The sequence below is a fragment of the Streptomyces sp. NPDC039736 genome (assembly GCF_055596485.1).
In genome coordinates this window covers 83,358-95,873 of record NZ_JBVIUQ010000004.1, presented here as the reverse complement: position 1 = coordinate 95,873, position 12,516 = coordinate 83,358, and the positions used below count along the sequence as shown (strand labels likewise).

Here is a 12,516-nt window from a genome sequence, read left to right as displayed (position 1 = left end):
TCCACGTGTAGAGGGGGAATCTTTACGGCGCCACCGCCGGGTGGCGAGTACGGCGCTACGGACGGGCGACCCCGGCGACGGGGCGGCCCGGTCCCGGTTGCCGGCCTGATCAGGCCTGGTGCTCCAGGATGTACTTCGCGGCGTCGCCGACCGTCTTGAGGTTCTTGACGTCCTCGTCGGGGATCTTCACGTCGAAGCGCTCCTCGGCGGCGACGACGACCTCGACCATGGACAGCGAGTCGACGTCCAGGTCGTCGGTGAAGGACTTGTCCAGCTGGACGTCCTCGACCGGGATACCGGCGATCTCGTTGACGATCTCTGCGAGACCGGCGACGATCTCTTCCTGCGTGGCGGCCATGACGGCGCTCCTTCGGTTAAGGGTGAATTTCAGCGGGTGCGGGCGGCAGGCGGGCGGAAACCCGCAGACGCCCTAGGGGAGGGTAACGACAGTCGCGGCGTAGACGAGACCCGCCCCGAAGCCGATGACCAGGGCGGTGTCCCCGCTCTTGGCCTGTCCGGTGGCCAGGAGCCGCTCCATCGCGAGCGGGATCGAGGCCGCCGAGGTGTTGCCGGTGGTCTCGACGTCACGGGCGACCGTGACGTGCTCCGGCAGTTTGAGGGTCTTCACCATCGAGTCGATGATCCGCATGTTGGCCTGGTGCGGAATGAAGACGTCCAGGTCTTCGGGGGCGATCCCGGCGGCGTCCAGCGCCTGCTGGGCGACCTTCGCCATCTCGAAGACGGCCCAGCGGAACACCGCCTGGCCCTCCTGCGTGATGGCGGGGAACTTGACCTCGCCGCTGCTGTCCAGCGGAAGCTGCGCGACGTCGCCGACCCGCCACTGGTCCCAGGCGACGGTCTGCTTGATGGTCTCGGACTTGTCGCCCTCGGAACCCCACACGGTCGGGCCGATGTGCGGCTCGTCGGAGGGGCCCACGACGACCGCGCCCGCGCCGTCGCCGAACAGGAAGGCCGTCGCGCGGTCCTCCAGGTCGGTGAGGTCGCTGAGCCGCTCCACGCCGATGACCAGCACGTACGCGGCCGACCCTTCGACGATCATGCCCTTGGCGAGGGTCAGGCCGTAGCCGAAGCCCGCGCACCCGGCGGAGATGTCGAAGGCGGCGGGCTTCCCCGCGCCGATCCGGTCGGCGATCTCGGTCGCGACGGCCGGGGTCTGCTTGAAGTGCGAGACCGTCGAGACGATGACGGCGCCGATCTGCTCCGGGGAGATCCCGGCGTCCGCGATGGCCTTGCCGGACGCCTCGACCGACATCATCGCCACCGTCTCGGTCGCGTCGGCCCAGTGCCGGGTGGCGATGCCGGAGCGCGAGCGGATCCACTCGTCGGAGGAGTCGATCTTTTCGAGGATCACCTCGTTGGGCACCACCCGGGTCGGGCGGTAGCCGCCGACCCCGAGGATGCGCGCGTACGGAGCGCCCTTGCTGGGCTTGATCTTCGACATGGCTCGCTCCTTACGCGCTCGCGTGCTCGGCGAGGAGCGCGCGGGCCGCGTCGAGGTCGTCGGGGGTCTTGAGCGCGAGGGTCTTGACGCCCGGCAGGGCGCGCTTGGCCAGCCCGACCAGCGTGCCGCCGGGGCAGACCTCGATCATCGCGGTCGCGCCCAGCGTCTGGAAGGTCTCCATGCACAGGTCCCAGCGGACCGGGTTGGAGACCTGGCTGACCAGGCGCGAGACGACCTCGGAGCCGGCGGCGACGGTCTTGCCGTCGGCGTTCGAGACGTACGTCAGGGAGGGGTCGGACACGGCGAGGTCCTGGGCGGCCTTGCCCAGTTCCGCGACGGCCGGAGCCATGTGCTCGGTGTGGAACGCGCCGGCCACCTTCAGCGGCACCACGCGGCGCACGCCCTCGGGCTTGTCGGCGTCCAGCGCGGCGAGCTGCTCGGCGGTGCCGGCGGCGACGATCTGGCCGGCGCCGTTCACGTTCGCCGGGGTCAGGCCGAGCTTCTCCAGGTGAGCGACGCTCACCTCGGGGTCGCCGCCCAGCAGGGCGGACATGCCCGTCTCGGTGACGGCGGCGGCCTCGGCCATGCCGAGTCCGCGCGTCCGTACGAAACGCAGCGCGGCCTCGTCGGCGAGCACGCCGGCGAACACGGCGGCGGTGATCTCACCGACGCTGTGCCCGGCGACGGCGCCGGCGCCGGAGATGTCGCCGAGCGCGGACGCCGAGAGGAGACCGGCGGCGACCAGCAGCGGCTGGGCGACGGCGGTGTCACGGATGGCGTCGGCGTCGGCCTTCGTGCCGTAGTGGACGAGGTCGAGACCGATGGCGTCGGACCAGGACGCGACGCGGTCGGCCGCGCCGGGGAGGTCGAGCCAGGGGGTCAGGAAGCCGGGCGTCTGAGCGCCTTGGCCGGGAGCGACGAGTACGAGCACCCTCACACTCTCTCTTGTGGGCGGCGTCTTCTGCCCGTGGGGACTGGGACGAAGAACCGACGGTCTCATTGTTTGTATCCGACAAAAGTCTAGGACGGCTGTTCGCCGTCGGCCAGACGCCCCAGGATGAGCGCGATACGGAGCGTGAAGGCCGATCGGACGTCGGACGGCGACCATCCGGTGACGTCCGTCACACGTCGCAGCCGGTAGCGCACGGTGTTGGGGTGCACGAACAGCATCCGCGCCGCCCCCTCCAGGCTGCTCGCCTGCTCCAGATAAACGCTCAGGGTCTCCAGGAGAGCCGAACCGGCCTCCTCCAGCGGTCTGTAGATCTCCTCCACCAACTGCTCCCGCGCGCCACGGTCGGAGGCGATCGCCCGCTCCGGCAGGAGATCGTCCGCCAGCACGGGCCTCGGGGCGTCCTGCCAGGCCGTGCACGCCTTCAGTCCGGCGGCGGCCGCCTGGGCGGAGCGGGTGGCGGCCAGCAGGTCGGGGACGACGGGTCCCGCGACGACGGGCCCGGCCGCGTACGGCCCGATCAGGGCCTTCGCGACCTGCAACGGGTTGTCGCTGCCCCCGGCGATGACGACCAGCCGTGAACCGAGCACCCCGGTCAGCACTTGCAGCTTGGCGTGCCGGGCGGCCCGCCGGATGGCCTCCACGGTCAGCTCGGAGTCCCCGTCGGGGGCGGTGCCGAGGACGACGCACACGTGCTCCGGGGCGTTCCACCCCAGCGCGGCGGCCCGCGAGACGGCCCCTTCGTCGGCCTCCCCGGACAGCACGGCGTTCACGACGAGCGATTCGAGCCGCGCGTCCCACGCCCCCCGCGCCTCGGCGGCCTGCGCGTACACCTGGGCGGTCGCGAAGGCGATCTCCCGGGCGTACACGAGCAGCGCCTCCCGCAGCACGGACTCGTCGCCCGGGGCGGCGACCTCCTCGATGGCCGACTCCATGACCTCGATGGTCGTCCGGACCATCTCGACGGTCTGGCGCAGCGTGATCGCCCGGGTCAGCTCGCGCGGAGCCGTCCCGAACACGTCGGTGGAGATGGCCTGCGGGGTCTCCGGGTGCCGGAACCACTCGGTGAACGCGGCGATGCCGGCCTGCGCGACCAGCCCGATCCACGACCGGTTCTCGGGCGGCATCGCCCGGTACCAGGGCAGCGTCTCGTCCATGCGCGCGATGGCGCTCGCGGCGAGGGAGCCGGCGGACTGCTCCAGCCGCTTGAGCGTCGCGGAGTGCGGGTGGGCGTCGTAGACGTCGTTCGCGGCGGCCGCTTCGGCTTCTGCTTCGGCGGCTGCGCCGGGCTGCTGCGCTTCGGGATCGGATCGGGGCACGGGGACAAGACTGCCTTATCCGGCGGCGGGCGTGATCGGCAGGCCGCGCGGAGACCGCCCCCGGAGGCCCGCGCGCGGCCCTAGGCTGGCTCCGTGATCTCCGTACGACGCTCAGCGGACCGGTACCGGGGCGGCGACCCGGCCGCCGGCATCGAGTCCCTGCACGCCTTCTCCTTCGGCCACTTCTACGATCCGGACAACCTCCGCTTCGGCCCGGTCCTCGCCTGCAACGAGGAACGCCTGGCCCCCGGCGCGGGCTTCGACGAACACCCGCACAGCCACACCGAGATCGTCACCTGGGTCGTCGAGGGCGAGCTGACCCACCTGGACTCCACGGGCCGCGCCACGCTGGTCCGCCCCGGCGACCTCCAGCACCTGAGCGCGGCCGACGGCGTGCGCCACGTCGAACGCAACGCGGGCCCGGACCCCCTGGTCTTCGTCCAGATGTGGCTGGCGCCGCTGGCACCGGGCGGCGAGCCCGCGTACACACTGGTCCGGGACCTCGCCGCCGCCCCCTACGAGCTGACGGCGGCGGGCGCGGCCCTGACGGCACGACGGCTCCCGGCGGGCGGCCGGACGGACCTGCCCGGCGAGGCGTACGTCCACGTCGTGCGCGGCGAAGTGGCCCTGGACGGACAGGAGCTGGGCCCCGGCGACTCGGCGCGCGTCGGCGGCGGACCCGGCCCCGGCCTGACGGCGACGACCCGCGCCGAGGTGCTGGTGTGGGAGTTCCGGGCGGCTCAGTAGCCGCTGCCCGACGGCTCCGCCGCGTTGCGCCACACCGTGAGGTCCAGGGTGACGTAGTCGGCGGGCTCGGAGGCGCCGGAGCGGCCCCGGTAGGTGACCAGGGCGATGTGCCCGGACTCGGTGTGCACGCAGAGCTGCGAGCCCTTGGAGACCTGCGACACGGTGACGCGCTCGGTGAACCGGGTCTCCGCCCGGCAGGTCTTCAGCGACCCCTCCTGGGAGTTGTTGAGGAGGGACACCTTCTCGCCGTGGCTGCCGAGGTAGCGGTCGTCGCTCCAGTAGTAGAAGTCGGCGTCGTCCTCGTAGGCGGCGTCGCCCGAGTGGACCGGCTGGGGCGGGGAGTCGGCGAAGCGGATGTAGTAGTCGTTGGTGAGGTGCACGCCCTTGTAGGTGACCGGCTTGGGGTCGGGGCGGGGCGTGCCGCTCGCCTGCGCGCCGGGCCGCTTGGCGTCGTTGCCGCTGTTGCCGGCGAGACCGGCGAGGAGCACCGCGCAGCCGCCGACCGGGAGCAGGACCGCCGCGATGACGATGAGGGCGACGGCCCCGCCGCTCATCTTCTTCTTCGGCGCGGGCGGCGTCCAGACCGGCTGCGGCTGCGCGGGGTACGGAGCGGAGTGCAGGCTGTGCTGGGGGCTGGTGGGGTACGAGGTGGGGTTGTACGGGGCGGGGTGGTACGGGACGGGGCCCGTCGGCGGCGGTGTCGGCAGGGCGCTGGGCGGCGGGGGAGTGGCCGACGGCGGGGCGGCGGTGACCGTCGGGGCGTGGTGCACGGACGGTCCCGGGGCGGCGTCCAGGGAGGTGCGCATCGCGGCCCAGGCCCGGGTGCGGCGGTGGATGTCCGCCTCCATCGGCTCGGGCAGCCAGCTCCCCTGCTGGGACAGCGGCACGGGGGAGGCGGCCCGGCACAGGTCGATGATCTCGCCGGGCTCCGGGCGGTCCGCCGGGTCCTTGGCGAGGCAGCGCGCGAGGAAGGCCAGCTCGCCCGGGAGCCCGCTCAGGTCGGGCTCCTCGTGCACGATCCGGTACAGCACGGCGTGCGAGTTGCCCTGCCCGTACGCCGAGGCGCCGAGGGCGGCGAACACCGCCACCAGCCCCAGCGCGAACACGTCCGACGCCGGACCGACCTCCCGGCCCGCCGCCTGCTCCGGTGACATGAACGCGGGCGTGCCGACGGTGACACCGGTCCCGGTGAGCGCGGTGGCGTCGGCGGCCCGCGCGATGCCGAAGTCGATGACCCGGGGCCCGTCGGCGGCCAGCAGCACGTTCGCGGGCTTCAGGTCCCGGTGCACGATCCCGGCGCCGTGAATGACCTTCAGCGCCTCCGCCATTCCGGCCACCAGCCGCAGCACGGCGGCCACCGGCAGCTTCCCGTGCTCGTCCACCGCGACGGCCAGCGAGGGCCCGGCGACGTACGCCGTCGCGAGCCAGGGCCGTACGCCCTCGGTGTCGAAGTCGATGACGGGCGCGGTGTAGAGCCCCTGCACCCGCTGCGCCGCCTGCACCTCGGCCCGGAACCGCTGCCGGAACCCGGGGTCGTCCCCGAGTTCGGGCCGGATCACCTTCACGGCGAGGGGATGCCCGCCGGGCGTGTACGAGAGGTACACCTGCCCCATGCCGCCCGCGCCGAGCCGGGCGGCGATGCGGTAACCCGCCACCGTGCGCGGGTCGTTGTCCTCCAGCGGGCCGAACTGCCCGCCCTCTGCCGTGTCCTGGTGCATGTGTGGTCCCCGTTGCTCGACGTCGTGCCGGACGTACTGCGTACCATGTCGCGCTGAGCGCACGACGAGGGCCCCGCACCTGACACCAGATGCGGGGCCCTTCGTCGTGCTCAGCGCAGGGTGTCCACGAACGTGCTCCAGGCGGCCGGACCGAAGAAGAGGACCGGGCCGTTGGGGTTCTTGCTGTCGCGGACGGGGACGGTGGTCGGGCAGTTGCTGACGACCTCGACGCAGTCGCCGCCGCTGCTGCCGCTGTGGGAGGACTTGCGCCAGGTGGCGGTGCCGGTGACGGTGCACTCGACGCATTCGCCGCCGCTGGACCCGCTGTACGACGACTTGCGCCACTGCGCCCCGGTCAGGTCACGAGCGATCCCCATAACGTTCCTCCATCACGCGAGCGATCAGTTCAGCCGAGTCCTCCCTGGAGAGGGCCGAGGCCTGCAAGCGAGCGTATCCGACCGAACGCTCCCTGATTACTTGCGGATTGGCTGTCATGTGCCCCTGGTCGTAACTCTCGCTGTAGTGGACTTCGGGGTCGTCGGAGAAGCGCAACAGAGTGAACGAACCCATCATCGCGCTGTGCTGCCCCTGGCCGAAGGGGAGTACCTGGAGGTTCACCCACTGCTGGTCGCGGAAGCGCAACAGGTGGGCGAGTTGGCTCCGCATGACCTCGTGGCCCCCGATCCGCCGGTACAAGGCGGCCTCGTCGAGCACCGCCCAGATGGCGGGCGGGTCCTGGCGCGAGAGTATGCGCTGACGTTCCATGCGAGCCTCCAGCCGGGCGTCGAGAGTCTCGGGTGACTCAACGCTCAGGACGGCCCGCGCGTACTCCTCCGTCTGGAGCAGCCCGTACACCAACTGCGCCTGGTACGTGGAGATGTACGCCGCCTTCGCCTCCATGTCCGCGTACGGCTGGAACCACGTCGGCAGTTGGCTCCGCAGCACCAGACCGATCAGCCGGGAGAACAGGCCGTCCGTGCCGAGCGCGGCGTCCACGCGTTCGGAGAAGTCACGGGTCGGGATCTTCTTCGTGGTCTCGATCTGGCCGATCAGCGAGCCCGTGCAGAAGATCGCCTCGCCGAGCTGGCACTGCCGCAGGCCCGCTTCCTCGCGCAGACGGCGCAGTTCGAAGCCGTAGTAGTCGAGGGGTGAGGCGCTGGGGTCGAGGGAGCGGATGTGAGCCACGGTAGGGGCCTCCCGACGTACTCCTGCAACGAGTGGCAGGGTTCGATCCAGTACGTAGCCGAGCGTAGTTGGCCGAACGCACTCTGGTGGCATGAATCACACAACTGCCCCTCAGGCGCCCGAGCTTGGGGACCCCCTCGGGGCGAGCTACCGCACCGGCTTCACCGTCGGTGAGCACTCCGCCAGGCACTTGCGGCGCATCCTGCGCGTGTACCTCGCCAACTGGCGGCTGCTGGACCTCGCCGACGCGGCGGAACTCGCCCTCACCGAACTCGTCGCGAACGTTGTCCGGCATGTGCCGGACCGGCGTTGCTCGATGGTGTTCCTGTGCGGCGCGGAAGGGGTGCGGGTGGAGGTCGCGGACGACTGCCCGGAGCTTCCGGTCGTACGGGCCGGGGCGCCGGACGGCGACGCGGAGGAGGAGGCCGGGCGGGGGCTGTGGCTGGTGGGGGCGGTGACGGACGCCTGGGGGGTGGAGCCCAGGGGCGGCGGCCGGGCGGGGAAGACGGTGTGGTTCGAGTGCCGGGCGGCTGTCAAGACGGATGCATGAAGGGCACGGGAAAACACGGATGAATTCAGCCGCTGCGGGCCGGCTGCGGACTCGTGGCCGTAATGAATTCATTCGTTGACACCCGAATGGGCGCGGTGGTTGGCTCCGTCCCGGATTCGAGAGACCGATCCACCGGAATTCCATTGATTCGGTGCTCTGTCGAATAGTCGTCGGACGGATGTCCGGCAGATGAACGAGAGGAACAGCATGCGTCGCAAGCTCGCTCTTCGTTTCGGCACCATGGCCGCCGCGGCCACCCTCGCGCTCGGGGTCGCCCCCGCCGCGAACGCGGCTTTCAACCTGTACCAGCACGACAACTACGGTGGCCACTACGCCGTCTTCAACGGCTCCGACGTGGAGCTGAACAACAAGTACTGGGCCGGCACCACGCAGGTCATGCAGAACGGCGCCAGCTCCATGCGGAACCAGACGAACTCCTACGTCGGCCTGTGGGACATCGGCGGTTCGTGTACGGGTTCCAGCTACACGGCGAAGCCCAATTCGTCGGACAGCGACTTCAGCAACAACAACTTCGACAACAAGGCGAGCTGTGTGAAGTTCCTGTAGCAGGAGAACCGGGGGGTCGGAGAACCGGCCCCCCGCTTTTTCGTTTCACGGGCCGGGGAGAAAAGTGAACGGCGACGACGTCGTACGGAAGAGGAAGAAACGGGCGGGGGCGTGGCTCTCGGCGGCGCTGGCCGTCCCCCTGGCGCTGACGGCGGGGTGCGCGACGCAGCAGCCCGAACCGCGCGGTGTACGCGTGCCGGAGGTTCCGGCGCCCTCCGCCGAGGTCCTCGCACTGCGGCTGCCGATGGACGCGTACCTCCTGTCGGTCGACGAGATCTACGACGGCGAGGCGGCGGCGGACCTGCTCACCCGGCAGTGCATGAAGGAGCTCGGCTTCGAGTGGCGGCTCATCGACCGCCCCGACTTCGGGGACTGGCGCAACCGCCGCCGGTACGGGGTCGTGGAGCCGGATGTGGCCCGGTCCTTCGGTTACCACCACGTGCCGGCGCTGCTGAGCCCCACCGAGGTCTACGAGAAGAAGCAGCGCCGCGAGCTCGGCCTCACGCCGGAGGAGAAGAAGGCGGCCACGGACGAGGAGTCGGGCTGCCAGCGCCGCGCCAACGACGCCCTGTGGCGCGGTATCCGCTACGACGACGCCCCGGCGATGCGATTCAGCTCCAAGGCGCTGGAGGAGTCCGCGAAGGACCCGCGGGTGGTGCGGGCCACGCGGGACTGGAGCGCGTGCATGCGGGCTGCGGGCCACGCCTACGCGACGCCCGCCGAGGCGGTCGGCGACCCGCGGTGGGACATGGCGAAGCCGCCGACGGAGGCCGAGAAGGCGGTCGCGGTCCAGGACGTGCGGTGCCAGGTGCGGACGGGGCTCGTCCGCACCTGGTTCCGGGTGGACGGCGAACTCCAGCGGAAGTGGATCGAGGAGAAGCCGAAGGACTTCGCGGCGCTCCTCGCGGCGAAGAACAGCTTCCTGGAGCGCGCGAGGAAGATCCGCGAGGCCCCCGCCGCCCAGGGGTAGGCGGAGTCCCTGCCGGTACTCCCGCGCGGGACTCAGGCGGTACGTGCCTCGGCGAGCACCGCGTCGATGTACGGGGGCCAGGCCTCCGCCGCCCAGGGGCCGAAGGCCCGGTCGGTCAGGGCGACGATCGCGAGCCCCGCGTCCGGGTCGACCATCAGGAACGTACCGGACTGGCCGAAGTGCCCGAACGTGCGGGGCGAGGCGGAAGCGCCGGTCCAGTGCGGGGACTTGGAGTCGCGGATCTCGAAGCCGAGGCCCCAGTCGTTGGGGTTCTGGTGGCCGAAGCCGGGGAGGACGCCCTTGGTGCCGGGGTAGTGCACGGTGAGGGTGGCCTCGGCGACCGTGCGGGGGTCGAGGAGCCGGGGGGCCTGGAGCTCGGCGGCGAAACGGGTGAGGTCTTCGACCGTGGAGACGCCGTCGCGGGCGGGGGAGCCGTCCATGGTGGTGGCGGTCATGCCGAGGGGCTCCAGGACGGCCTGGCGGAGGTACTCGCCGAAGGGGATGTCGGTGGCCTTGGCGATGTGGTCGCCGAGGGCGTCGAAACCCGCGTTGGAGTAGAGGCGGCGCGCGCCCGGCTCCGAGGTCACCCGGGGTTCGTCGTAGGCGAGGCCGCTGGTGTGGGCGAGCAGGTGCCGGACGGTCGAGCCGGGCGGGCCCGCGGGCTCGTCGAGCTCGACGGCCCCCTCCTCGTACGCCACGAGGGCGGCGTAGGCGCCGAGCGGCTTGGACACGGAGGCGAGGGGGAAGCGGTGGGCGGTCGCCCCGTGGGCCCCGAGGACGGCGCCGTCCGCCCGGACGACGGCGGTGGCGGCGGTGGGCACGGGCCAGGACTCGATCATCGACACGCTCTGCATGACGTCGAGCGTAACGGGCGCCCGGCCGCCGCCCTCCGCGGGCCGGTGGGCCGGTGGGCGGCCCGCGGGCGCCGCACGGTTCCGTGCGGGTGAGCGGGACGCGGCCGGGGGGCCCGTCACAGGGTCAGGCGCATCTCCGGTTGCGGGCGCCGGGTGAAGCCCAGGGAGGTGTAGAGGGGCTCGGCCTCCGGGGAGGCGGAGAGGCCCGCCTGGACCACGCCGCGCTCGCGGAACCAGGCGAGGAGCGCGCCCACGCACGCGCGGGCGTGGCCCCGGCGGCGGGCGTCCGGGTCGGTGGCGACCGAGAAGACGTGGCCCCGCGCGCCCAGGGGGTCCCCCGGGCCGCCGATGCGGTAGTCGACCGTACCGACGGCGAGGGAGACCAAAAGGCCGCCGCCGGCCGGGTGTTCGGTGACGAAGGCCGCGAAGTCCCCGTCCGGGGAGGCCAGTCTCCTACGCAGGCCCGGCAGCGCGGCGGCCTGCCAGTCCGCGGGGGCGGGGTGGCCCGGTGCGCGCAGCGAGTCGAGCATGACCTGGCGCAGGCGCAGCACTTCCGCCGCGTCGTCCGCCGTCGCGCGCCGTACGCGCACGGCGGGTGGGGTCGCATCGTCCATGCGGGGCACGGTAGCGGCGCACCGCGGGAATCTCCTGCGGATTGTGCTTGCTTGGAGTGCACTCCAAGGTTCTAGCGTGGAGGACATGACGGTGATCGACAGCAGTCCCGTACGCACCCACCGGGCCTCGTGCGCCCCGGCCCCCGGCCACCCCCTCCCCGAGGGGCGCGACCACTACACGATCAGCGAGGTCGCCCGGGTCACCGGCCTGAGCGCGCACACCCTGCGCTGGTACGAGCGGATCGGGCTGATGCCGCACGTGGACCGCTCGCACACCGGCCAGCGCCGGTTCCGCAACCGGGACCTGGACTGGCTGGCCCTCGTCGGCAAGCTCCGGCTGACCGGGATGCCGGTCGCGGACATGGTGCGGTACGCGGAACTGGTGCGCGAGGGGGAGCACACCTTCGAAGCGCGCCAGGAACTGCTGGAGGCCACCCGGCGTGACGTGCGCGCCCGCATCGCGGAGCTGCAGGACACGCTCGCCGTACTCGACTACAAGATCGACGTCTACGCGGAATCGCGCCGGACGTCGGAGAGGTACTGAGGACTCACGCATGACGAACACCCCCCGCGTCCCCACCACCCGCCTCGGCGGCCCCACCGGTCCCGAGATCGGCGTCCAGGGCCTCGGCTGCATGGGCATGAGCTTCGCGTACGGTCCCACCGACGCCGGCGAGGCCCGCGCCACCCTGGAGCGCGCCCTCGAACTGGGCGTGACGCTCTACGACACCGCGGACGCCTACGCGAACGGCGAGAACGAGGAGTTCCTCGCCCCCTTCGTCGCCGCGCACCGCGACGAGATCACCCTCGCCACCAAGTTCGCGCTGACCATCGACCCCGAGGACAGCACCCGGCGCGTCATCCGCAACGACCCCGCCTACATCCGCGCCTGCGCCGACGACAGCCTGCGCCGCCTGGGCGTCGACGTCATCGACCTCTACTACATGCACCGGCGCGACGTGAACGTCCCCATCGAGGAGACCGTCGGCGTGATGGCCGAACTGGTCGCGGCGGGCAAGGTCAAGCAGCTCGGCCTGAGCGAGGTCACCGGACCCGAGCTGCGCGCCGCGCACGCCGTGCACCCGATCGCGGCCGTGCAGTCGGAGTGGTCGCTGTTCAGCCGGGACATCGAGGCGGGCGTCGTCCCGGCGGTCGCGGAGACGGGGGCCACCCTGGTCGCGTACTCGCCGCTGGGCCGGGGCTTCCTCACCGGTTCCTTCACCAGCGCCGAGAAGGACCTCACCGAGGGCGACTTCCGCCGCCAGCAGCCCCGCTTCACCGGCGACAACGCCCAGCACAACACCACCCTGCTCGACCCGGTCCGCGAGGTGGCCCGCGCGCGGGGCGTCACGTTGGGGCAGGTGGCGCTGGCATGGGTGCAGCAGCGGGCGCGGGTGCACGGGGTGTCGGTGGTGCCGATCCCGGGGACCAGCAGGCGGACCCGGGTCGAGGAGAACGCGGCCGCCGCGCACCTGCTCCTCTCCGCGGACGAACTGGCGCTGCTGGAGCCGATCGCCGGGCAGGTGCGGGGCGGCCGGTACGCCGACATGGCGTTCACGTCGGCGGGCCGCGAGTAGCCGG

At 72.1% G+C, this 12,516-nt stretch carries 15 protein-coding genes; 6 read left to right on the top strand and 9 right to left on the bottom strand.

All coding sequences use genetic code 11. From position 1 onward, the window contains the following. Positions 1-109 precede the first annotated feature (109 nt). The 4 genes from ACZ56L_RS13715 to ACZ56L_RS13700 form a co-directional block, all read right to left on the bottom strand. Positions 110-358 (bottom strand): acyl carrier protein, encoded by a 249-nt coding sequence (locus tag ACZ56L_RS13715; RefSeq protein WP_345223204.1) that lies wholly within the window; start codon positions 356-358, stop codon positions 110-112. Between the two features lie 72 nt (positions 359-430). Beyond that, positions 431-1,462: a beta-ketoacyl-ACP synthase 3 gene (locus ACZ56L_RS13710; RefSeq protein WP_471063999.1), complete on the bottom strand. Its 1,032-nt coding sequence runs from the start codon at positions 1,460-1,462 to the stop codon at positions 431-433. Between the two features lie 10 nt (positions 1,463-1,472). Beyond that, positions 1,473-2,393 (bottom strand): ACP S-malonyltransferase, encoded by a 921-nt coding sequence (locus tag ACZ56L_RS13705; RefSeq protein ID WP_471063997.1) that lies wholly within the window; start codon positions 2,391-2,393, stop codon positions 1,473-1,475. An 89-nt stretch (positions 2,394-2,482) separates the two neighbouring features. Next, a complete protein-coding gene (locus ACZ56L_RS13700; RefSeq protein ID WP_380837010.1) occupies positions 2,483-3,730 on the bottom strand; it encodes a PucR family transcriptional regulator in 1,248 nt (415 codons plus the stop codon). A 93-nt stretch (positions 3,731-3,823) separates the two neighbouring features. Between ACZ56L_RS13700 and ACZ56L_RS13695 the strand changes: the two genes are divergently transcribed. After that, complete coding sequence (locus ACZ56L_RS13695) at positions 3,824-4,477, top strand: pirin family protein (protein WP_345223207.1); 654 nt, start codon at positions 3,824-3,826, stop codon at positions 4,475-4,477. On the opposite strand, the gene ACZ56L_RS13690 is transcribed toward ACZ56L_RS13695, so the two are convergent. From ACZ56L_RS13690 to ACZ56L_RS13680, 3 genes are all read right to left on the bottom strand, one after another. After that, a complete protein-coding gene (locus ACZ56L_RS13690) occupies positions 4,471-6,195 on the bottom strand; it encodes a serine/threonine-protein kinase (protein WP_471063995.1) in 1,725 nt (574 codons plus the stop codon). The two genes, ACZ56L_RS13695 and ACZ56L_RS13690, sit on opposite strands and share 7 nt — an antisense overlap. Positions 6,196-6,305: 110 nt before the next feature. Continuing rightward, a complete protein-coding gene (locus tag ACZ56L_RS13685; protein ID WP_471063993.1) occupies positions 6,306-6,572 on the bottom strand; it encodes a DUF397 domain-containing protein in 267 nt (88 codons plus the stop codon). Then, the gene (locus tag ACZ56L_RS13680) at positions 6,556-7,380 is read right to left on the bottom strand and encodes a helix-turn-helix domain-containing protein (protein ID WP_471063991.1); all 825 of its coding nucleotides are present in this window, start codon (positions 7,378-7,380) and stop codon (positions 6,556-6,558) included. The genes ACZ56L_RS13685 and ACZ56L_RS13680 overlap by 17 nt, the downstream gene beginning before the upstream one ends. Before the next feature lie 91 nt (positions 7,381-7,471). Here ACZ56L_RS13680 and ACZ56L_RS13675 point away from each other — a divergent pair, with 91 nt between their 5' ends. From ACZ56L_RS13675 to ACZ56L_RS13665, 3 genes are all read left to right on the top strand, one after another. Further along, complete coding sequence (locus tag ACZ56L_RS13675) at positions 7,472-7,930, top strand: ATP-binding protein (protein WP_471063989.1); 459 nt, start codon at positions 7,472-7,474, stop codon at positions 7,928-7,930. A 207-nt stretch (positions 7,931-8,137) separates the two neighbouring features. Continuing rightward, positions 8,138-8,497 carry a peptidase inhibitor family I36 protein gene (locus ACZ56L_RS13670; protein WP_345223212.1) on the top strand — a complete coding sequence of 120 codons (360 nt, stop codon included), beginning with the start codon at positions 8,138-8,140 and terminating at the stop codon, positions 8,495-8,497. A gap of 64 nt (positions 8,498-8,561) precedes the next feature. Beyond that, positions 8,562-9,467, top strand: a complete 906-nt coding sequence (locus ACZ56L_RS13665; RefSeq protein ID WP_471063987.1) for a hypothetical protein — start codon at positions 8,562-8,564, stop codon at positions 9,465-9,467. Positions 9,468-9,499: 32 nt separating this feature from the next. Here ACZ56L_RS13665 and ACZ56L_RS13660 read toward each other — a convergent pair whose 3' ends face one another. Together ACZ56L_RS13660 and ACZ56L_RS13655 are read right to left on the bottom strand one after the other, a co-directional pair. Beyond that, entirely contained in the window at positions 9,500-10,321 is an 822-nt protein-coding gene (locus ACZ56L_RS13660) for a serine hydrolase domain-containing protein (RefSeq protein WP_345223214.1), read from the bottom strand. A 116-nt stretch (positions 10,322-10,437) separates the two neighbouring features. After that, positions 10,438-10,935, bottom strand: coding sequence for a GNAT family N-acetyltransferase (locus tag ACZ56L_RS13655; protein ID WP_471063985.1), 498 nt, complete (start codon positions 10,933-10,935; stop codon positions 10,438-10,440). 85 nt (positions 10,936-11,020) lie between these two features. Here ACZ56L_RS13655 and ACZ56L_RS13650 point away from each other — a divergent pair, with 85 nt between their 5' ends. Together ACZ56L_RS13650 and ACZ56L_RS13645 are read left to right on the top strand one after the other, a co-directional pair. Further along, a complete protein-coding gene (locus ACZ56L_RS13650; protein ID WP_345223216.1) occupies positions 11,021-11,479 on the top strand; it encodes a MerR family transcriptional regulator in 459 nt (152 codons plus the stop codon). Between the two features lie 10 nt (positions 11,480-11,489). Further along, positions 11,490-12,512 carry an aldo/keto reductase gene (locus ACZ56L_RS13645; RefSeq protein ID WP_471063982.1) on the top strand — a complete coding sequence of 341 codons (1,023 nt, stop codon included), beginning with the start codon at positions 11,490-11,492 and terminating at the stop codon, positions 12,510-12,512. Positions 12,513-12,516 lie beyond the last annotated feature (4 nt).

What these genes read in the sequence shown, in the direction of transcription:
- ACZ56L_RS13715 (WP_345223204.1), bottom strand. Translation starts at nt 358, where the DNA reads ATGGCCGCCACGCAGGAAGAGATCGTCGCCGGTCTCGCAGAGATCGTC.
- ACZ56L_RS13710 (WP_471063999.1), bottom strand. Translation starts at nt 1,462, where the DNA reads ATGTCGAAGATCAAGCCCAGCAAGGGCGCTCCGTACGCGCGCATCCTC.
- ACZ56L_RS13690 (WP_471063995.1), bottom strand. Translation starts at nt 6,195, where the DNA reads ATGCACCAGGACACGGCAGAGGGCGGGCAGTTCGGCCCGCTGGAGGAC.
- ACZ56L_RS13685 (WP_471063993.1), bottom strand. Translation starts at nt 6,572, where the DNA reads ATGGGGATCGCTCGTGACCTGACCGGGGCGCAGTGGCGCAAGTCGTCG.
- ACZ56L_RS13675 (WP_471063989.1), top strand. Translation starts at nt 7,472, where the DNA reads ATGAATCACACAACTGCCCCTCAGGCGCCCGAGCTTGGGGACCCCCTC.
- ACZ56L_RS13670 (WP_345223212.1), top strand. Translation starts at nt 8,138, where the DNA reads ATGCGTCGCAAGCTCGCTCTTCGTTTCGGCACCATGGCCGCCGCGGCC.
- ACZ56L_RS13660 (WP_345223214.1), bottom strand. Translation starts at nt 10,321, where the DNA reads ATGCAGAGCGTGTCGATGATCGAGTCCTGGCCCGTGCCCACCGCCGCC.
- ACZ56L_RS13655 (WP_471063985.1), bottom strand. Translation starts at nt 10,935, where the DNA reads ATGGACGATGCGACCCCACCCGCCGTGCGCGTACGGCGCGCGACGGCG.
- ACZ56L_RS13650 (WP_345223216.1), top strand. Translation starts at nt 11,021, where the DNA reads ATGACGGTGATCGACAGCAGTCCCGTACGCACCCACCGGGCCTCGTGC.
- ACZ56L_RS13645 (WP_471063982.1), top strand. Translation starts at nt 11,490, where the DNA reads ATGACGAACACCCCCCGCGTCCCCACCACCCGCCTCGGCGGCCCCACC.